Source organism: Streptomyces sp. NPDC005728 (assembly GCF_040630895.1).
Lineage (GTDB): Bacteria > Actinomycetota > Actinomycetes > Streptomycetales > Streptomycetaceae > Streptomyces.
In genome coordinates this window covers 23,256-42,877 of sequence record NZ_JBEXYL010000073.1, presented here as the reverse complement: position 1 = coordinate 42,877, position 19,622 = coordinate 23,256, and the positions used below count along the sequence as shown (strand labels likewise).

The window sequence follows — 19,622 nt, the reverse complement described above, 5'->3', positions numbered from 1 at the left end:
ACGCCGGCGGGAAGTCCCTCCAGCGTCGCGACAAGTGCCGGACCGTGGGACTCCCCCGCGGTCAGCCAACGCAGCCTGCTCAACGGTGCTCCTCCGTGTTCGCGCCCGGTACTGCCCTGCGTACGCACGTCCTCGCGTACGGCGACGGCGCGACCGGGTGCGCGACCCCGGTCCGCCACCTCCGATCCTCCCACGTCCGGGTCCGGTGTCCGGCCGCCGGTCCAGCAGGCGGGACGCGCGGCCGACCGGAGCGAGCCGGTCAGCGAGCCGCGAGCGCCTTCCCGCCGGCGTGCCGCATGGCCTCCAGGGGGGCCGGGGAGCGGCCGGTCATCTGCTCGACCTGGAGAACGGCCTGGTGGACCAGCAGGTCGAGGCCGCTGAGGACGGCGCCGCCGAACATGGACCAGCGGGCCGCGAGCTCGGTGGGCCAGGGGTCGTAGAGCACGTCGAAGAGGGTGGCGGGACGCTCGGGTACGGCGGCGGCGAGGGCGTCGGTGGTGCCGGCGGGGGTCGTGGCGATCACCAGGGGGGCGCGCAGGGCCTGCTCCGCGTCCGCCCAGGGAGCCGTACGGACGTCCACGTCGAGCCGTTCGCCCCACTGGCGCATCTCGGCCGCGCGGGCCTCGCTGCGTACGTAGGCGACGACCTCGCCCGTGCAGATCCGGGCGAGCGCGGCCAGCGCCGAGGAGGCGGTGGCACCGGCGCCGAGGATCGCCGCGGAGTCGACCTGTTCGATGCCGTGCTCACGCAGGGCGGCCACCATGCCCGGGATATCGGTGTTGTCACCGGTACGGCGTCCGTCCTCGGTGAAGACGACCGTGTTGACGGCGTCGACCGAGGCGGCCGTCTCGCTGATCTCGTCCAGCAACGGGATGACCGCCCGCTTCAGCGGCATGGTCAGCGAAAGCCCCGCCCACTCCGGCCCCAGCTTCGCGAAGAAGCCGGGCAGGGCGGCCTCGTCGACCTCGAAGCGGTCGTACGACCAGTCGGTGAGCCCGAGTGCGTCGTAGGCAGCCCGGTGCAGCACCGGGGAGAGGGAGTGGGCGATGGGCGAACCGAGCACGGCGGCCCGGCGGGCGTCAGTTGCCCGAGTTGGCATTGAACTTGTCCTTGAGCTTTTCGAATTCCTCGTTGGTCCTGGCGAATTCGGTGTTGCTCACACCGTCGGTCGCCACGAAGTACATCCAGCCGTCGTTGGTCGGATTCAGCGCCGCCTTCATCGCGTCCTCGCCGGGGTTGCCGATGGGACCGGGCGGGAGGCCCTTGTGGGTGTATGTGTTGTACGGGCTCGGGTTGCTGTTGATCTCCTTCTCGGAGATGTGGATGTTGCTCGTGCCCTTGAGGTAGTTGTACGTCGAGTCGAACTGCAGCAGCCGGTTGCTCTCGGTATTGGTGGGCTTGAGGCGGTTGTAGACCACTTCTGCCATCTTGCGGAAGTCGTCGTGCGTCTTGCCCTCGGCCTGGACCAGGCTCGCGACCGTCACGAGCTGGAACGCGTTGCTCAGACCCAGCGCCTTCGCCTTTGCCGGCAGGTCGTAGGCGGCGTACCTCTCCTTGGCCTGGGTGACCATCTGCTTCAGGATCGCCTCGGGCTTCATGCCCTTCGCCGCCGGATAGGTGCCCGGGAAGAGGAAGCCCTCCAGCGGGTCCTGGATGTCGCTGCTGCTCTGCGCCCAGCTCGGCACACCGAGCGTCTTGTACTGCTGCTTGACGAGTTTCCGGGTCGTTCCGGTGGAGAGTTCGAGTTTCTTGTCGATCGCCGCGTAGACACCGGCGTTGCGCTCGCCGGGCGTGACGACCACATTGTTCTGGCTCTTCGGGTCGAGCATCATCTTGACGGCGCTGGCGGCGGACATCTCCTTCTTCAGGACATAAGCGCCGGCCTGGATTCCGTCGCCGCCCGGGGTCGTTCCCTGCGCGTGGACGAACGCGTCGACGCTCTTGACGACCCCGGCCTCCCTCAGGCGGCGGCCGATCTCCATGCCGCCCGCGCCCTTGGGGATCTCGACGGTCACCGTCTCGTTGATGCCGTCGCCCGCAAAGTCCGGGGCCGCGCCGAAACGATTTTGGTAGTACTTGTAGCCGAAGTAGCCGACCGTGCCCAGGCCACCGCCGAAGACCAGGACGACCACCATGCAGGCGCAGCCGGTGCGTCGTTTCTTGCTTTTGACGGGTTTCTTGCCGCGTCGCTCGCCGCGTCCGCTGCGGCTGTCCGCTTCGTCGGCGTCCTCGTCATCATCGCCGCCGCCCGCGAAGAAGGCGTGCTCACCCTGGTCCTCACCCGGGTCCCAGCCGGTCTCCGGGTCCGGCTCCGGTTTCGACTCGGGGCGCCTGCGGCCGGGCGGCTCCGGCGGCGGGTAGGCGTCCTCGGTGCCGTAGAAGTCGGGCTGCTCGCCGCCGTAGGCCACGGGCTGCTGGCCGTACGGGTCGCCGGGGTCGGCCGCGTAGGGCACATGGCCGTGGGTGCCGGTCGCGTCCCACCCGCCCTGGTGCTGGTACTGCTGCTGGGCCTGGGCCACGTACTGCTGGTCCTGGCCGGCGTACTGCTGGCCGTACTGCTGATGGCCCTGTCCGTCGTAGTACTGGTGCTGCTGCTGGTCATACCCGGGCTGCTGCCCCTGGGTCCAGTCGCCGTACTGCGGCTGCGGGTACTGCTGCTGCGCCTGGCCGTCGTAGGGGGACTGCTGACCCGCATGGGTCTGCTGCCCTCTCCATCCGTCGTCCCCGTACAACGGGTCCTCCGGATGCCACGGTTCGGAGCCAGGGCCCCGGCCATACTCAGTCATCGATCCCCTAGAGCCGCGAGGCCGACGGTAGCGCGGCCGGTGGACCGGCTTCCGTTCCGCCTCTTGCTGTGCGGCGGCTGTTCGAACGCCGCCGCATCGCGCGGAACGTTACCGTATCGCGATCAGATGACCACTTCGACGCCCTCGCCGGGTGCTTTACCTGACACCCGTTCGGATTCCAGGGCCTGCTGAAGAATGATGACGGCGGCGGCCTGGTCGATGACCGAGCGGCCCTTCTTCGACTTCACCCCCGAGGCGCGCAGTCCCTGACTGGCCGTCACGGTCGTCATCCGCTCGTCCACCAGGCGCACCGGCACCGGCTTGATGCCCTCGGCGAGTTCCTGGGCGAAGGTGCGGACCTTCAGTGCGGCCGGGCCCTCGCCCCCCTTGAGGGAGCGAGGGAGCCCGACGACGACCTCGATCGGTTCGTACTCCTCCACCAGCTGCCTCAGCCGGCGGTGGGCGGCCGGGACGTCCCGGCCGGGGACGGTCTCCACCGGGGTGGCGAGGATCCCGTCGGGGTCACACGAGGCGACCCCGATCCGGGCGTCCCCGACATCGATCGAGAGTCGGCGTCCTCTGCGCATTTCCGACCGTTTCCTTACTTGGCGGTCTCGGCGACGAGTCGCTCGACGGCCTCGACGGCCTCACCGACGGCGGCCGGGTTCTGGCCGCCGCCCTGGGCGACGTCCGGCTTGCCGCCACCGCCGCCACCGAGGGTCTTGGCGGCGGTACGGACCAGGTCACCGGCCTTGAGGCCACGCTCGCGGGCGGCCTCGTTCGTGGCGATGACGGTCAGCGGCTTGCCGTTGTTGACCGTGAAGAGGGCGACCACGGCGGCCCGGCCGCCCTGGATGCGGCCCCGCACGTCGAGGACCAGCTTGCGCAGGTCGTCCGGCGTGGTGCCGTCCGGGACCTGACCGGTGACGACGGCGACCCCGCGGACGTCCTTGGCGGACTCGGCGAGACCGGCAGCGGCCTGGAGCACCTTCTCGGCGCGGAACTTCTCGATCTCCTTCTCGGCGTCCTTCAGCTTGCCGAGCATGGCGGAGATCTTCTCCGGAAGCTCCTCCGGACGGCCCTTGACCAGCTCCTGGAGCTGGGCGACGACCGTGTGCTCGCGGGCGAGGAAGTTGTAGGCGTCGACGCCGACGAGGGCCTCGATACGACGGACGCCCGAGCCGATGGAGGACTCACCGAGCAGCTTCACCAGGCCCAGCTGGGCGGTGTTGTGCACGTGCGTGCCGCCGCACAGCTCCTTGGAGAAGTCGCCGATGGTCACGACGCGGACCCGCTCGCCGTACTTCTCGCCGAACTCGGCGATGGCGCCCTGCTTCTTGGCCTCGTCGATGCCCATGACCTCGGCGTGCACGTCGAGGTCGCGGGCGAGCACCTCGTTGATCTTCTGTTCGACGTCGGTCATCACGGCCGTCGGGACGGCGGACGGGGAACCGAAGTCGAAGCGGAAGCGGCCGGGCTGGTTCTCCGAACCGGCCTGGGCGGCCGTCGGGCCGAGGGCGTCGCGCAGGGCCTGGTGGGTCAGGTGCGTGGCCGAGTGGGCGCGGGCGATGGCCTTGCGGCGACGGTGGTCGATGGAGGCGTGGGCCTTGGCGCCGACGGTCACCTCGCCGACCTGGACGACGCCCTTGTGGACGTAGACGCCCGGAACCGGCTTCTGGGTGTCGCGGATCTCGATGACGGCACCGGAGTCGACCTTGATCCGCCCGGTGTCGCCGATCTGGCCGCCGCCCTCGGCGTAGAAGGGAGTGCGGTCCAGGACGATCTCCACCTCGTCGCCCTCGGTGGCGGCCGGGGAGGAGGCGCCGTCGACGAGGATGCCGACGATCGTGGTCTCGCCCTCGGTGTCCGCGTAGCCGATGAAGTCGGTCTCGCCGGTCTTGTCGGCGATCTCGCGGTAGGCACCGGCGCCGGCGTGGCCGGTCTTCTTGGCCTGGGCGTCGGCCTTGGCGCGCTCCCGCTGCTCCTTCATCAGGCGGCGGAAGCCCTCCTCGTCCACGGAAAGGCCCTGCTCGGCGGCCATTTCGAGGGTGAGGTCGATCGGGAAGCCCCAGGTGTCGTGGAGCAGGAAGGCCTTGTCGCCGGCCAGGATCGTGCCACCGGCCTGCTTGGTCTCGGTGACGGCGGTGTCGAGGATGTTGGTGCCGGCCTTCAGCGTCTTGAGGAAGGCGTTCTCCTCGGCGACGGCGACCTTCTCGATGCGCTCGCGGTCGGTGACCAGCTCCGGGTACTGCTGACCCATCATGGCGATGACGGTGTCGATCAGGTCGAGGACGACCGGACCGGTGGCGCCCAGCAGGCGCATGTTGCGGATGGCGCGGCGCATGATGCGGCGCAGGACGTAGCCACGGCCCTCGTTGCCGGGGGTGACGCCGTCGCCGATGAGCATCACCGACGTACGCATGTGGTCGGTGACCACGCGCAGGGAGACGTCCGAGTCGTGGGCGTCGCCGTAGGCCACGCCGGTCAGCTCGGTGGCCTTCTTGATGACGGCCATGGAGGTGTCGATCTCGTACATGTTCTGCACGCCCTGCAGAATCATGGCGAGGCGCTCCATGCCGAGGCCCGTGTCGATGTTCTTGCTCGGCAGCTCGCCGAGGATCTCGAAGTTGTCCTTGCCGATACCCTCGCCGCGCTCGTACTGCATGAAGACGAGGTTCCAGATCTCCACGTACCGCTCGTCGTTGACGGCGGGCCCGCCCTCGACGCCGAACTCGGGGCCGCGGTCGTAGTTGATCTCGGAACAGGGGCCACAGGGTCCGGGGACACCCATGGACCAGTAGTTGTCCTTCATGCCGAGACGCTGGATGCGCTCCTTCGGCACGCCGACGACCTCGTGCCAGATGCGCTCGGCCTCGTCGTCGTCCTTGTACACCGTGATCCAGAGCTTCTCCGGCTCCAGGCCGTAACCGCCCTTGTCCTGGGGGCTGGTGAGCAGCTCCCAGGCGTACTTGATGGCGCCTTCCTTGAAGTAGTCGCCGAAGGAGAAGTTGCCGCACATCTGGAAGAACGTGCCGTGGCGGGTGGTCTTGCCGACCTCTTCGATGTCGGGCGTGCGCACGCACTTCTGGACGCTGGTGGCACGGGCGTAAGGCGGCTTGACCTCACCCAGGAAGTAGGGCTTGAAGGGAACCATGCCGGCGGGGACGAGGAGCAGAGTCGGGTCGTCCGCGATGAGCGACGCCGAAGGGACGACGGTGTGCCCGCGCTCCTCGAAGAAGCTCAGCCAGCGGCGGCGAATCTCGGCCGACTCCATCAGTGGTCCTCATTCCGGTTGTACGAGTACGTCGTGTTCTCGATGTACTTCGGGTTGCTGCGGTTGTTCTCGATGGCGGTGTGCTGACGGGGCTCGGGGAGTCCGGGGCTGTCGTGGATGCCCAGCGCCTCCTCCAGCTCGGCCTCCCGCTGCGCCATGTTGTCGCGGACGTCGAGCGCGAAGCCGACCGCGCGGTCCTTCAGGCGCTGACCGGTCTCCAGGGCCTTGTTGGCCGCGGTCGCGGCGAGGCTCTCGGGCGTCAGCTGCCTCAGCTTGCGATTGACCTTGGTGGTGGCCCACACACCGGCGGCGACACCCGTGCTGAACCAGAACGTACGGCGGAACATCGCTAGGTCTCAGTCCCTCTTTCCGCGGAGGTTTCGCTTGCCCCGCCGCGCGGCCGGGACCGTCCGACCCACGATCACGGTACGCCTCGGTGTCTTCGCGGGCACGTCCTCCTTGCGGCCGCCCAGAGCCCGGCGGACGCCGTAGCCGAAGGCCGCGACCTTGACCAGCGGGCCGCCGAAGGTGGAGGCCACGGTGGTCGAGAGTGCGGAGGCGTTCGACGTGACCTCCTGGACGTCGGTGGCGATCGCGTCGACCCGGTCGATCTGGGTCTGCGCGGAGCGCACGGCCGCCGAGGCGTCGGCGAGCAACGGGACGGCCTGGTCGGTCACGTCCGCCACGAGCTTGGTGGTCGCCTTGAGCGTCTGGGCCAGCCTCACCAGTGCCACGGCGAGGAAGGAGACCAGGATCGCCCAGAAGACGGCCACCAGGATCCCGGCCACCTCTCCACCGGACACTGTGCGCACCCGCTCCCTGAAACGTGCCTGAGCTTCGAAAAAGTCGTGCACCGAGCCTATCGCGCCGGGGGTGGGCCTCCGTACCGGATTACGGTCGGCGCGCGGCGGAGTTGCGGGAAGCGATTGCACGGAATGAAAGCGGTTCAGTACGCTCCGTGTCCCATGCGAGGTCCTCAGCGCCCCGACCCCTGCGCGGACGGCGATCTGCCCCTTGAACTGACCGCTTTCGTCGGACGCTCGGCGGAACTCGCCGAGCTGGCCGAGGCGGTGGAGGCGGCCCGGCTGGTGACGGTGACCGGCATCGGCGGTGTGGGCAAGTCCCGGCTGGCCGCGCGGGCGGCGGCACGGTGGGCGTCCCGGGACGGGGCGACGGAGGTCCCCCCTGCCCGGGCGGAGCCGAGAGCCTGGGGGAGGGTCGAGCTGGCGCCCGTGCGCGATCCGCACTTCGTGGAGTACGCGGTGGTGGAGGCGCTGGGGCTGACCGACCACACCACCCGGCCGCCGGTCGAGACCCTGCTCGGGCACCTCGCCGACCGCCGTCTCCTGCTGGTGCTTGACGGGTTCGAGCACCTGGTGGCGTCCTGTGCCGAGCTGGTCGCGGAGCTGCTGCGCAAACTGCCGGAGCTGCGGGTGCTGGCCGTGGGCCGGCGTCCGCTGGGGCTGGCCGGCGAGCGGCTGTTCCCGCTGGCTCCGCTGGCCGAGGACGAGGCGGTGGAGCTGTTCGCGGACCGGGCGCGGCAGCACGGCCTGACGGTGGCCGACTGCCCTGCCGTGCGGGAGCTGTGCGCCCGGCTGGAGAGGATCCCGCTGGCTCTGGAGCTGGCCGCCGGGCGGCTGCGGGCCCTGTCCCCGGCGCAGCTGCTGCAGCGCCTGGACGACCGGTTCCGGCTGCTGACCGGCGGCGGCCGGGACACCCTCCCCCGCCACCAGACCCTGCGCACGGCGATCGGCTGGAGTCATGAGCTGTGCACGCCCGCCGAGCGGCTGCTGTGGGCGCGGCTCTCGGTGTTCGCGCAGACCTTCGACCTGGAGGCGGCCGAGTACGTGTGCAGCGGGGACGGGCTGCCTGCGGAGGACGTCCTGGACGTGCTCTCGGAGCTGCTCACCCAGTCGGTCTTCTCCCTCGAGGAGACCCCTGCGGGTCCCCGCTACCGGATGCTGGACACGGTCCGGGCCTACGGCGCCGACTGGCTGGAGGCGACCGGGGACGCGCCACGGCTGCGACGGCGGCACCGCGACTGGTATCTCGGGCTGGCGACCTGGTGCGAGCTGGACTGGTTCTCGCCCCGGCAGCGCGAGGTGGCCGCGCGGGTCGAGGCCGAGCTGCCGAATCTGCGAGCCGCGCTGGAGTTCTGTCTGACCCAGCCGGACGAGGCGCATCTGGGCCAGTACCTGGCGGGTTCGCTCTGGTTCTGCTGGGCGGGCTGCGGGCGGCTGTCGGAGGGGCGCCGCTGGCTGGAGCGCAGCGTGGAGCTGGACTCGGAGTACGAGCAGTCGCGGCTGAAGGCGCTGTGGGTGCTCGGCTATGTGGCGATCCTGCAGGGCGACACCGTGCCGGCGCTGGCCGCGCTGCAGGAGTGCCGGGAGCAGGCGGAGCGGGTCGCGGACGGGACGGCGGTGGCGTACGCCGAGCATCGCACCGGGTGTCTGGCCCTGGTCACGGATGACATGCCGCGCGCAGAAACACTGCTGCGCTCGGCGCTGGACCGCTACCGGAAAACCGGCGAGCTGAACAGCAACGTCCTGATGGGCCAGGTGGAGCTGGCGATGGCGCGGGCCTTCCAGGGGGACCTGGCGGAGGCGGTACGGCTGTGCGAGGACGTACGCCGGGTGTGCGAGGACCACGGTGAGCGGTGGACACGGTCGTACGCGCTGTACGTGCTGGGGTACGCGACCTGGCGGGACGGGGATCAGGGCGGTGCGCGGGAGCTGCTCGCGGACTGCCTGGGCAACGCGCACGCGTTCCACGATCTGCTCGCGTCGGTGCTGACCCTGGAGCTGCTGGCGCTGGTGACGGCGTCCGAGGGCGACCCGGCCGAGGCCGCGGTCCTCCAGGGCGCCGCGGAGCGGCTGTGGCCGTCGGTGGGGCTGCCGCTGTTCGGCTCGGCGTACTACAACGCCCCGCACGAGCTGTGCGAGGCGACCGCCCGGCAGGCCCTCGGCGACGAGCGGTACGAGGAGTGCCTGCGGGACGGGGCGCGGCTGGACCGGGAAGCGGCCGTGGCGCGGGCGCTGGGCCACGACGGTGTACGGCCGCTGCGGGGGCTGCCGGCCCCGCGCGGACCGGTGTCGCACGCCCGCGCGAACGCCGGGAAACGCGAACCCGCCGCCTCGCCCACCCGGAAGGGCGGGGAGACGGCGGGCTGAGGTGCTACGCCGGGGCTGGGATCAGCGGGCGTAGTACTCGACGACGAGCTGCTCGTCGCAGATCACCGGGATCTCCTTGCGGTTCGGCTCGCGGTCCAGGCGGAACGCCAGGGCCTTGAGGTTCACCTGCAGGTAGCGCGGGGTCTCACCGTCGGGGGCGAAGCCACCCTCACGGGCGATCTGGAAGAGCGTCTTGTCCTTGGAGCGGTCGCGGACCTGCACGACGTCGTCCGGGCGGACGCGGAAGGACGGCTTGTCGACCTTCTGGCCGTTGACCTGGATGTGGCCGTGAACGACCATCTGGCGGGCCTGGTAGATCGTGCGGGCGATGCCCGAACGCAGGATCAGCGCGTCGAGACGGCGCTCCAGCTCGATGATCAGGGCCTCACCGGTCTTGCCCTGGACCTTGGAGGCACGCTCGTAGGCGCGGACGAGCTGGCGCTCGGACACGTCGTACTGCGCGCGCAGACGCTGCTTCTCGAGCAGACGGACCTTGTAGTCCGAGTTCTGCTTGCGGCCGCGGCCGTGCTCGCCCGGCGGGTAGGGGCGGGCCTCGAAGTACTTGACGGCCTTCGGGGTCAGCGCGATGCCGAGGGCACGCGACTTCTTGACCTTGGGGCGGGACTGGTTCGCCACTGTTTCTTTCTTCCTTCTGTTTTCCGGCTTGTCAGGGTTCAGGGAGGTCGCATCCGCAGCCGGGGAAACCCGCCGGGTCCGCATGGGACCTGTCGGGCAGCCGCTCCCCTGGTCTGGGCACATACGTGCAGCACGCGAGTGGCCCACCGGCCGTTCCCGGAACTCCGGGTGGTGGTGGGCTGCCCGCGACACCGTTCGACGGTGCGCGACGCTCCTGGAGCCGATCCGAGTCGGATCGGGTCTCCGGCTGACTGTCCCGCTCTGACTGCGCGGGACTCAGCACTCCGGGCGATTCTACAGGGTGCTCAGGACCGCTTGCGACCGAGGTGGTTGCGGGTCCATTCCACGGCGTCCGCGTATCTGGCCTCGGCGCCGTGCCGGGTCGGCGTGTAGTACTCGCGGTCCTTGAGGGCGTCCGGGGCGTACTGCTGCTGGGCGATGCCCTCGGGCAGGTCGTGCGGGTACACGTAGCCCTGGGCGTGGCCGAGCTTGGCCGCGCCCTTGTAGTGCCCGTCCCGCAGGTGCGGCGGAACCGATCCGGCCAGGCCCTTGCGTACGTCCTCCATCGCGGCGCCGATCGCGGTGGTCGCGGAGTTCGACTTGGGGGCGAGCGCGAGGGCGATCGTGGCGTGGCTGAGGGTGAGGGCGGCCTCGGGGAAGCCGATCATGGCGACGGCCTGGGCGGCGGCGACCGCGATGGGCAGCGCGTTCGGGTCGGCCAGGCCGATGTCCTCGCTGGCGGAGATCATCAGGCGGCGGGCGATGAAGCGGGGGTCCTCGCCGGCCTCGATCATGCGGGCCAGGTAGTGCAGGGCCGCGTCGACGTCGGAGCCGCGGATGGACTTGATGAGGGCGCTGGCGACGTCGTAGTGCTGGTCGCCGTCGCGGTCGTACTTCACCGCGGCCCGGTCGACGGTCTGCTCCAGGGTCTGGAGGCTGATCTCCGTCTCACCCTGGTCGAGGGCGGCTCCGGCGGCCGCCTCCAGGGCGGTCAGGGCGCGGCGGGCATCGCCGCCGGCGATGCGCAGGAGATGGTCCTCGGTGTCCTCGGGGAGGGCGACGGCGTCCCCCAGGCCGCGCTCGTCGCTCAGCGCCCGCCGCAGGAGTCCGCGGACGTCGTCGTCGGTGAGGGGTTCGAGGGTGAGGAGCAGGGAGCGGGACAGCAGCGGGGAGATCACCGAGAAGTACGGGTTCTCCGTGGTCGCCGCGATGAGGGTCACCCAGCGGTTCTCGACCGCGGGGAGCAGGGAGTCCTGCTGGGCCTTGCTGAAGCGGTGGATCTCGTCCAGGAAGAGGACGGTCTCCTTGCCGAAGCCGCCGGTGGCGCGGCGGGCGCCGTCGATGACGGCGCGGACCTCCTTGACGCCCGCGGTGATCGCGGACAGCTCCACGAACCGCTTGTTGGTGGCCTTGGAGACGACGTAGGCGAGCGTCGTCTTGCCGGTGCCGGGCGGGCCCCAGAGGATCACCGAGGACGGCCCGGCGGGGCCGCCGTTGCCCTCGCCGACCAGTCGGCGCAGTGGGGATCCCGGCTTGAGGAGGTGCTGCTGGCCCACCACCTCGTCGAGGGTGCGCGGGCGCATCCGCACCGCCAGGGGACTGCCTGCCGGGTCCTTCTCCTGGCGTTCTTCCGCTGCGGCGGTGAACAGGTCGGGTTCCACGCTGAAACCCTATGTCACCCCACTGACAATCCCGTCCGGACTGTCAGCTGGTCCAGAAGTCCCACCAGCGGGTCAGGACCAGCATGCCGATGATCCCGACGTGCAGGACCGGCACGACCCAGGTGAACTCGCCGAAGAAGGACTTCAGCCAGCGCGGGGACGGCAGGAAGTCGTTGCGGATGTTGAACGAGGTGACGTACCAGAACATGGCGATCGTGGCGACCCAGGCCAGCGAGCACCACAGGCACAGCGCGTTGATCCGGTACAGGGACTGGAACTGGAGCCAGGTGCAGAACGCGACGCCGAAGAGCGTGCCGAAGTTGAAGGTCAGCCAGTACCAGCGCGGGAAGCGGGCGCGGGCCAGCAGGCTCATGCCGACGCAGATGACGATGCCGTAGCAGACCAGGCCGAGCATCGGGTTGGGGAAGCCGAAGGCGGCCGCCTGCTTGCTCTCCATGACGCTGCCGCAGGAGACGACCGGGTTGAGGCTGCACCCGGGGGTGAAGGTCTTGCCCTCGACCTTGGCTTCCAGCAGCTTGAACTTGTCGATCGTGATGACCCACGCGGCGAGCAGTCCGGCGGCGCCGGTGATCACCAGTAGCAGGGCGAAGGCGCGGCTGCCGCCCACCGTGCGGGGTGCGTCGGCGGCACGCTCGGGCCCGGGCTCTGTGGAGACGTCCTTGACTGTCGTCTTGCTCATCACGCCGATTCCGTCACTTGAGAGTTGGACCATCTTCGGGCACGGGTCATTGTGCCGCACCCACGCGGGTACGCACCGTTCGCTCCGCATAAGCATGTACGTACGACGGGTGCCGAATACTCGGTTCCGGACAGCATCGGCAGCCGCATACGACAAAGGCGCCGGACGCCCCCCGGGAGGAGCATCCGGCGCCCACGCGCGCGTGCGACTAGCCGAGCCGTGCTTCCAGCTCGGCGACGATCTCGTTCACGCCGACCGCCGTCTGCTCGCCGGACTCCATGTCCTTGAGCTGGACGACGCCCTCGGCGAGGTCGCGCTCACCCGCGATGATCGCGTAGCGGGCCCCGCTGCGGTTGGCGTTCTTCATCGCGCCCTTCAGGCCCTTGACGCCGTAGGAGAAGTCCGCCGCGACGCCGGCCCTGCGCAACTCGGTGACCTTGGCGAACAGCAGGCGCCGGGCATCCTCGCTGAGCGGGACCGCGAAGACGCTGGTGGCGGAGGGCAGCTCCAGTTCGATGCCCTCCGCTTCCAGAGCCAGCACCGTGCGATCGACGCCGAGGGCCCAGCCGACGGACGGGAGCGCGGGGCCGCCGATCATCTCGGACAGGCCGTCGTAGCGGCCGCCGCCGCCCACGGCGGACTGCGAGCCCAGACCGTCGTGCACGAACTCGAAGGTGGTGCGGGTGTAGTAGTCCAGACCGCGGACCAGCTTCGGGTCGTCCTCGAAGGACACGCCCGCCGCCGTGATCAGCTCGCGGACCTCCTCGTGGTAGGCCTTGCACGCGTCGCACAGGAAGTCGCGCAGCAGCGGCGCGCCCGTCAGCTGCTTCTGGACCGACTCGCGCTTGTCGTCGAGGACCCGGAGCGGGTTGATGTCGACGCGCCGGCGCGTGTCCTCGTCCAGGTCGAGGCCGCGCAGGAAGTCCTGGAGCGCGGCACGGTACACCGGCCGGCACTCCTGGTCGCCCAGGCTGTTCAGCAGGATGCGGAAGTTGCTGAGGCCCAGGGAACGGTACGCCTGGTCGGCGAGGATGATCAGCTCGGCGTCCAGCGCCGGGTCCTCGGCTCCGAGCGCCTCGGCGCCGACCTGGGAGAAGTGCCTGTAGCGGCCCTTCTGGGGGCGCTCGTAGCGGTAGTACGAGCCGGAGTACCAGAGCTTGACCGGGAGGTTGCCCGCCTTGTGCAGGTTGGCCTCCAGGGCCGCGCGCAGGACGGACGCCGTACCCTCGGGACGCAGGGCCAGCCTGTCGCCGCCCTTGGTCTCGAAGGCGTACATCTCCTTGGTCACGATGTCGGTGGACTCACCCACACCGCGCGCGAAGAGTTCGACGTTCTCGAAACCGGGAGTCTCGATGTAGCCGTAGCCGGAGTTGCGGAGCGGGGCCGCGATCGCCTCGCGGACCGCCAGGTACGTGGCAGAGTCCGGCGGGATCAGGTCATAGGTGCCCTTGGGGGCCTTGAAGGTGCTCACGGAAGCTCTCTCGTCACATTCCTCGTCGGGGAGCCTGGAGGGCTCCCTGGCCGGTCGCCACCTGCCGCAGATAGGGATTGGCGGCGCGCTCCTGGCCGATGGTCGTCTGGGGGCCGTGGCCGGACAGCACCACGGTGGAGTCCTCGAGCGGCAGGCACACGCGGGCCAGCGAGTCGAGCATGTCCTCCATGGAGCCACCCGGCAGATCGGTGCGTCCGACGGAGCCGGCGAACAGCAGATCCCCGGAGAAGAAGACCGAGGGGATGTCCGCGGTCTCGGGCATCTGGAAGGTCACCGACCCCTTGGTATGGCCCGGTGCGTGCGCGACGGAGAACTCCAGCCCGGCCAGCTCGAGGCCGGCGCCGTCGGTCAGTTCCCTGACGTCGTCCGGCTCCCCCACGGTCAGCTCGCCCATCAGCGGCATGCCGATGGACCGGCCGAGCGCCTTCTCGGGGTCGCTCATCATGTACCGGTCCTCGGGGTGGATCCAGGCCGGTACGTCGTGAGCGCCGCACACGGGGACGACCGAGGCCACATGATCGATGTGGCCGTGGGTGAGGACGACGGCGACGGGCTTGAGCCGATGCTTCTTCAGTGCTTCCTCGACGCCTGGGGCGGCCTGGTGGCCCGGGTCGATGATCACACACTCCTCACCGGCGGCGGGGGCGACGAGATAACAGTTCGTCCCCCAGGCCCCGGCGGGGAACCCGGCAATGAGCACGATCGTCCTTCGTTGTGTCGATACGGGAGGGCTTGCGGGCAGGCAGCCCGTGGTCAAGAGACTACCGGCGCTGCCGTTTCCTCAGCGAACCCATATACGGTACGGGGCTACACGCGGTGTCGGCTCACAGGACGCACGCGTACCGGTCGACACACGACACGCATGAGGAGAGAACCCGGTGGTCAGCCAGGAGCAGCGGCGGCGTCAGCTCGCCCGGGAGAAGTTCTTGCGGCAGCAGCAGCGGCGCACCAGCGCGCGGCGCAAGACAAACATGCGCAACTCCGTGATCGCGTCGGTGCTCGGCGTGGTCGTGATCGGCAGCATCGCGCTGTACACGACCGGGGTGCTGAAGAACGACGACAAGAAGACCAACGCGAGCGCGGACGTCACGCCGAGTGCCAAGCCGACCAGCAAGGCGCCGGACCCGTGCGAGAAGCCGGCCGCGGGCTCGATCAAGAAGCAGAGCTGGAAGAAGGAGCCGGCGATGTCGATCGACACGTCGGCGCAGTACACGATGAAGCTCGCGACGACGTGCGGTGACATCGACCTCGCGCTCAAGCCGTCGGCGGCGCCGCACACCGTGAACTCGTTCGACTTCCTTGCGGGCAAGGGCTACTTCGACCACACCAAGTGCCATCGTCTGACCACGAACGGCATCTACGTGCTGCAGTGCGGCGACCCGACGGGCCTCGGCAGCGGCGGCCCGGGCTACCAGCTCAAGGACGAGAACCTGAAGGACAAGAGCCTCAAGGGCAACGTCTATCCGACGGGCACGGTGGCGATGGCCAACGCCGGTCCCAACACCAACGGCAGCCAGTTCTTCCTGGTCTACAAGGACAGCCAGCTGCCGCCGAACTACACACCGTTCGGCACGATCGACAAGGCCGGCCTGAAGGTGCTCGACAAGATTGCGGCCGCGGGCGAGAACACGGGTGCCGGTGACGGTGCCCCGAACGCGACGGTCGTCATCAACAAGGCGACGGTCACCAAGTCCTGACGCCGTCCCGAAATCTGAAGAAAGCCGAAGACGGCCAACAGCGGAATTTCGGTCGCGCTGGATGCGGACACGCAACCCGCTGGTCGCCTATGTTGGCCGTGACGAAACTGTGGACGATGCCCGGGGGCACTGAGGCCCCTCGCAGGCATCATGTGGAGGAGGCGCTGTGAGCAGCGACCCGTGGGGCCGCGTCGACGAGACGGGGACCGTGTACGTGCGTACGGCCGACGGCGAGCAGGTCGTCGGTTCCTGGGCGGCCGGCTCCCCTGAGGAGGCGCTTGCCTACTTCGAGCGCAAGTACGAGGGCCTGGTTGTCGAGATCGGCCTCCTCGAGAAGCGAGTACAGACCACGGACCTGTCGGCGAAGGACGCCCAGACCGCGATCGGCCACCTGCGCGAGCAGGTCGACGCCCATCACGCGGTCGGCGACCTGGCCGCGCTGCGGGTCCGCCTCGACAAGCTCGTGGAGACGGTCGAGGCCCGGCGTGAGGAGCGCAAGGCTCAGCGGGCCAAGCAGTCCGACGAGGCCCGCAAGGCCAAGGAGGACCTGGTCACCGAGGCGGAGCAGCTGGCTCAGTCCGACCAGTGGCGGGCGGCCGGCGAGCGGCTCCGGTCGCTGGTGGACACCTGGAAGGGGCTGCCGCGTCTGGACCGCAAGTCCGACGACGAGCTGTGGCACCGCTTCTCGCACGCCCGGTCGGCGTTCTCCAAGCGTCGCAAGGCGCACTTCGCGCAGCTGGACTCGCAGCGCGAGGATGCCCGCAAGGCCAAGGAGCGGCTGGTCGCCGAGGCCGAGGCGCTCTCCGGCTCCACGGACTGGGGCCCGACCGCGGCGCGCTACCGCGAGCTGATGTCGGAGTGGAAGGCCGCGGGCCGCGCCCAGCGCGAGCACGAGGACGACCTGTGGAACCGCTTCCGCGGCGCCCAGGACGTGTTCTTCGCCGCCCGCAGCTCGGTCTTCGCGGAGCGGGACGCCGAGCAGTCGGAGAACCTGAAGCTCAAGGAGGAACTGGCCGAGGAGGCCGAGAAGATCCTGCCGGTCTCGGACCTGAAGGGCGCCCGGGCCGCCTTCCGCTCGATCAACGAGCGCTGGGAGGCCATCGGCCATGTCCCGCGGGACGCGCGTCCGAAGGTCGAGGGCCGGATGCACGCGGTCGAGCGGGCCATCCAGGAGGCCGAGGAGACCGAGTGGCGCCGGACGAACCCGGAGGCACGCGCGCGTGCCGAGGGTCTCACCGGTCAGCTGCAGGCCGCCGTGGACAAGCTGAGGGCGCAGATCGAGCAGGCCCGCGCCCAGGGCAACAACGCCAAGGCCGACAAGCTGGAGCGGGAGCTGGAGGGCCGCCAGGCGCTCCTGGACCAGGCGCTGAAGGGCCTCCACGAGTTCGGCGGCTGATTTTCCCCGCTTCTGACACGCAAGGGCCCCGTACATGGCGTACGGGGCCCTTCTGCATGCGTTGCGACGCCGTGCGTGGCGACGACTGCGCTGCTACGCCCGGGTGCGCGCCGAGGTCACGCGGTAGACGTCGTACACGCCCTCCACGCCCCGGACGGCCTTCAGGACGTGGCCGAGGTGCTTCGGGTCGCCCATCTCGAAGGTGAAGCGGGAGGTGGCCACCCGGTCGCGGGAGGTCTGGACGGCCGCGGAGAGGATGTTGACGTGCTGGTCGGACAGGACGCGGGTGACGTCCGAGAGCAGGCGGGAGCGGTCCAGGGCCTCGACCTGGATGGCGACCAGGAAGACCGAGGACTGGGTGGGCGCCCACTCGACGTCCAGGATGCGCTCGGGCTCGCGGGACAGTGACTCGACGTTGACGCAGTCGCTGCGGTGAACCGATACGCCGCTGCCTCGCGTGACGAAACCGATGATCGGGTCTCCGGGCACGGGCGTACAGCAGCGGGCCAGCTTGACCCACACGTCGTCGACGCCCTTGACCACCACGCCGGGGTCGGCGCTGGAGCGGCGCTTGCGTCCGCGGGTGCGCGTCGGCGGGACGGCCTCGTCGATCTCCTCGGTGGCGGCCTCTTCGCCGCCGAGCGCCGAGACCAGCTTCTGCACGATGTTCTGCGCGGAGACATGGCCCTCGCCGATCGCCGCGTACAGGGCGGAGATGTCCGAGTAGCGCATCTCGTGCGCAAGCGTCACGAGGGAGTCGCCGGTGAGGATGCGCTGGATCGGCAGGTTCTGCTTGCGCATGGCGCGGACGATGGCGTCCTTGCCCTGCTCGATCGCCTCGTCCCGGCGCTCCTTGGAGAACCAGGCCCGGATCTTGTTGCGCGCCCGCGGCGACTTGACGAACCCGAGCCAGTCGCGGGACGGACCCGCGCCGGCCGCCTTGGAGGTGAAGACCTCCACCAAGTCGCCGTTGTCCAGGGTGGATTCGAGCGGTACGAGTCTGCCGTTGACCCGCGCTCCTATGGTGCGGTGGCCGACCTCGGTGTGGACGGCGTACGCGAAGTCGACCGGGGTGGCGCCGGCCGGGAGCGCGATGACGTCGCCCTTCGGCGTGAAGACGAAGACCTCGTTGCGGGACAGGTCGAAGCGCAGGGACTCCAGGAACTCGCTGGGGTCCTCGGTCTCCTTCTGCCAGTCCAGCAACTGGCGCAGCCACGCCATGTCGTTGATGGCGTCCTTGTCCTTGCCGGAGGCCTTGGGCACGTCCGTGCGGACCTTGGAGGCGCCGGCGACGGCCTCCTGCTTGTACTTCCAGTGGGCGGCGATGCCGTACTCCGCGCGCCGGTGCATGTCGAACGTGCGGATCTGCAGCTCGACGGGCTTGCCGTTGGGCCCGATGACCGTCGTGTGCAGCGACTGGTACATGTTGAACTTGGGCATCGCGATGTAGTCCTTGAACCGGCCGGGGACCGGGTTCCATCGCGCGTGCACGGTGCCGAGTGCGGCGTAGCAGTCGCGGACCGTGTCGACAAGGACACGAATCCCCACCAGGTCGTAGATCTCCGCGAAGTCGCGGCCGCGGACGATCATCTTCTGGTAGACGCTGTAGTAGTGCTTCGGGCGTCCGGTGACGGTCGCCTTGATGCGGGCGGCGCGGAGGTCGGCCTGGACCTCGTCGGTCACTATGGCCAGATACTCGTCACGCTTCGGTGCCCGCTCGGCCACCAGCCGTACGATCTCGTCGTACATCTTGGGGTAGAGGATCGCGAAGGCGAGGTCCTCCAGCTCCCACTTGATGGTGTTCATGCCCAGGCGGTGGGCGAGCGGCGCGTAGATCTCCAGGGTCTCGCGCGCCTTCTTCTCCTGCTTCTCGCGCTTGAGGTAGCGCATGGTGCGCATGTTGTGCAGCCGGTCGGCGAGCTTGATGACGAGGACGCGCGGGTCCTTCGCCATCGCCACGACCATCTTGCGCACGGTCTCGGCCTGCGCGGCCTCGCCGAACTTGACCTTGTCCAGCTTGGTGACGCCGTCGACGAGCAGGGCGACGACGTCGCCGAAGTCGCGGCGCAGGTCCTCCAGGCCGTACTCGGTGTCCTCGACGGTGTCGTGCAGCAGCCCGGCCATCAGCGTGGCCGGATCCATGCCCAGCTCGGCGAGGATGGTGGTGACGGCGAGCGGATGCGTGATGTACGGATCCCCGCTCTTGCGCTTCTGGCCGCGGTGCCAGCGCTCGGCGACCTGATAGGCGCGCTCGATCTGCCGCAGCGTCGAGTTCTCGATCTTCGGATCGTTGCTGCGCACTATCCGCAGCAGCGGCTCCAGGACGGGGTTGTACGGGTTCGCGCGCTGGACGCCGAGACGGGCCAGGCGGGCGCGCACGCGGTTGGAGGAGCCGGTGCGGCCGGGCTGGCCGGCGGCGGGGCGCACGGGAGCGGACGGTTTGGGACGCGTGATCTCGGCGGCCTTCTCGACGGGCGCGGACTGGGCGTGCTCGACCGTCCCGCGGGTGTCGTTCTTCGCACTCGACACGTTCGGCGCGGGCTTGGCCGCGGGTGCCGAAGCGGGCTCGGGCTTGGCTGCGGTCAGTGGCTGGGCCTCGTCTGGCAAGAGGGCTCCTCGTGCGCGATCCGGGTCCCCCGGTCAGGCTCCGGAGACCCCATGGTAGCGATCCTGCGCCCAGTCATCGCCTTCAGGCGGATGTGAGGACCGTCTACCGATGCAACACGAGGGGCCGCCGCGTGATTCCAGGGGGCGTCGCCGGGGTGTTCCGGGGGTGACCGGTGGGTGTCGGAGAGGGTGGGGCACGGGGC

Annotated in this window: 15 protein-coding genes; 3 read left to right on the top strand and 12 right to left on the bottom strand. The window is 69.7% G+C overall.

All coding sequences use genetic code 11. From position 1 onward, the window contains the following. Positions 1-259: 259 nt before the first annotated feature. The 6 genes from ABZ471_RS35040 to ABZ471_RS35015 all read right to left on the bottom strand — a co-directional run bounded on the left by ABZ471_RS35040 (position 260) and on the right by ABZ471_RS35015 (position 6,872). Positions 260-1,099 carry a shikimate dehydrogenase gene (locus ABZ471_RS35040; RefSeq protein ID WP_359072263.1) on the bottom strand — a complete coding sequence of 280 codons (840 nt, stop codon included), beginning with the start codon at positions 1,097-1,099 and terminating at the stop codon, positions 260-262. Beyond that, positions 1,080-2,786, bottom strand: coding sequence for an endolytic transglycosylase MltG (gene mltG, locus ABZ471_RS35035; RefSeq protein ID WP_359072261.1), 1,707 nt, complete (start codon positions 2,784-2,786; stop codon positions 1,080-1,082). The genes ABZ471_RS35040 and mltG overlap by 20 nt, the downstream gene beginning before the upstream one ends. A 122-nt stretch (positions 2,787-2,908) precedes the next feature. Next, positions 2,909-3,373: a Holliday junction resolvase RuvX gene (ruvX, locus tag ABZ471_RS35030; RefSeq protein ID WP_359072259.1), complete on the bottom strand. Its 465-nt coding sequence runs from the start codon at positions 3,371-3,373 to the stop codon at positions 2,909-2,911. Between the two features lie 14 nt (positions 3,374-3,387). Beyond that, entirely contained in the window at positions 3,388-6,060 is a 2,673-nt protein-coding gene (gene alaS, locus ABZ471_RS35025; RefSeq protein ID WP_359072257.1) for an alanine--tRNA ligase, read from the bottom strand. Beyond that, positions 6,060-6,407, bottom strand: coding sequence for a hypothetical protein (locus tag ABZ471_RS35020; protein WP_359072256.1), 348 nt, complete (start codon positions 6,405-6,407; stop codon positions 6,060-6,062). Before ABZ471_RS35020 ends, alaS begins: the two co-directional genes overlap by 1 nt. Before the next feature lie 9 nt (positions 6,408-6,416). Beyond that, the gene (locus ABZ471_RS35015) at positions 6,417-6,872 is read right to left on the bottom strand and encodes a DUF948 domain-containing protein (protein ID WP_359072255.1); all 456 of its coding nucleotides are present in this window, start codon (positions 6,870-6,872) and stop codon (positions 6,417-6,419) included. Positions 6,873-7,025: 153 nt separating this feature from the next. Between ABZ471_RS35015 and ABZ471_RS35010 the strand changes: the two genes are divergently transcribed. Then, complete coding sequence (locus tag ABZ471_RS35010) at positions 7,026-9,230, top strand: regulator (RefSeq protein ID WP_359072253.1); 2,205 nt, start codon at positions 7,026-7,028, stop codon at positions 9,228-9,230. A 21-nt stretch (positions 9,231-9,251) separates the two neighbouring features. On the opposite strand, the gene rpsD is transcribed toward ABZ471_RS35010, so the two are convergent. The 5 genes from rpsD to ABZ471_RS34985 all read right to left on the bottom strand — a co-directional run bounded on the left by rpsD (position 9,252) and on the right by ABZ471_RS34985 (position 14,419). Then, the gene (gene rpsD / locus ABZ471_RS35005) at positions 9,252-9,866 is read right to left on the bottom strand and encodes a 30S ribosomal protein S4 (protein ID WP_359072252.1); all 615 of its coding nucleotides are present in this window, start codon (positions 9,864-9,866) and stop codon (positions 9,252-9,254) included. Positions 9,867-10,171: 305 nt separating this feature from the next. Continuing rightward, positions 10,172-11,527: a replication-associated recombination protein A gene (locus ABZ471_RS35000; protein ID WP_359072250.1), complete on the bottom strand. Its 1,356-nt coding sequence runs from the start codon at positions 11,525-11,527 to the stop codon at positions 10,172-10,174. Positions 11,528-11,570: 43 nt separating this feature from the next. Beyond that, positions 11,571-12,227 carry a vitamin K epoxide reductase family protein gene (locus tag ABZ471_RS34995; protein ID WP_359072248.1) on the bottom strand — a complete coding sequence of 219 codons (657 nt, stop codon included), beginning with the start codon at positions 12,225-12,227 and terminating at the stop codon, positions 11,571-11,573. A 208-nt stretch (positions 12,228-12,435) separates the two neighbouring features. Further along, complete coding sequence (gene hisS / locus ABZ471_RS34990; RefSeq protein ID WP_359072247.1) at positions 12,436-13,698, bottom strand: histidine--tRNA ligase; 1,263 nt, start codon at positions 13,696-13,698, stop codon at positions 12,436-12,438. 13 nt (positions 13,699-13,711) lie between these two features. Further along, complete coding sequence (locus ABZ471_RS34985) at positions 13,712-14,419, bottom strand: MBL fold metallo-hydrolase (protein WP_359072245.1); 708 nt, start codon at positions 14,417-14,419, stop codon at positions 13,712-13,714. 178 nt (positions 14,420-14,597) lie between these two features. Here ABZ471_RS34985 and ABZ471_RS34980 point away from each other — a divergent pair, with 178 nt between their 5' ends. After that, positions 14,598-15,416 (top strand): peptidylprolyl isomerase, encoded by an 819-nt coding sequence (locus ABZ471_RS34980; RefSeq protein ID WP_359072243.1) that lies wholly within the window; start codon positions 14,598-14,600, stop codon positions 15,414-15,416. Positions 15,417-15,582: 166 nt separating this feature from the next. Next, entirely contained in the window at positions 15,583-16,812 is a 1,230-nt protein-coding gene (locus tag ABZ471_RS34975; protein WP_359072241.1) for a DUF349 domain-containing protein, read from the top strand. Positions 16,813-16,905: 93 nt separating this feature from the next. On the opposite strand, the gene ABZ471_RS34970 is transcribed toward ABZ471_RS34975, so the two are convergent. Then, a complete protein-coding gene (locus ABZ471_RS34970) occupies positions 16,906-19,419 on the bottom strand; it encodes a bifunctional (p)ppGpp synthetase/guanosine-3',5'-bis(diphosphate) 3'-pyrophosphohydrolase (protein WP_359072239.1) in 2,514 nt (837 codons plus the stop codon). Positions 19,420-19,622 lie beyond the last annotated feature (203 nt).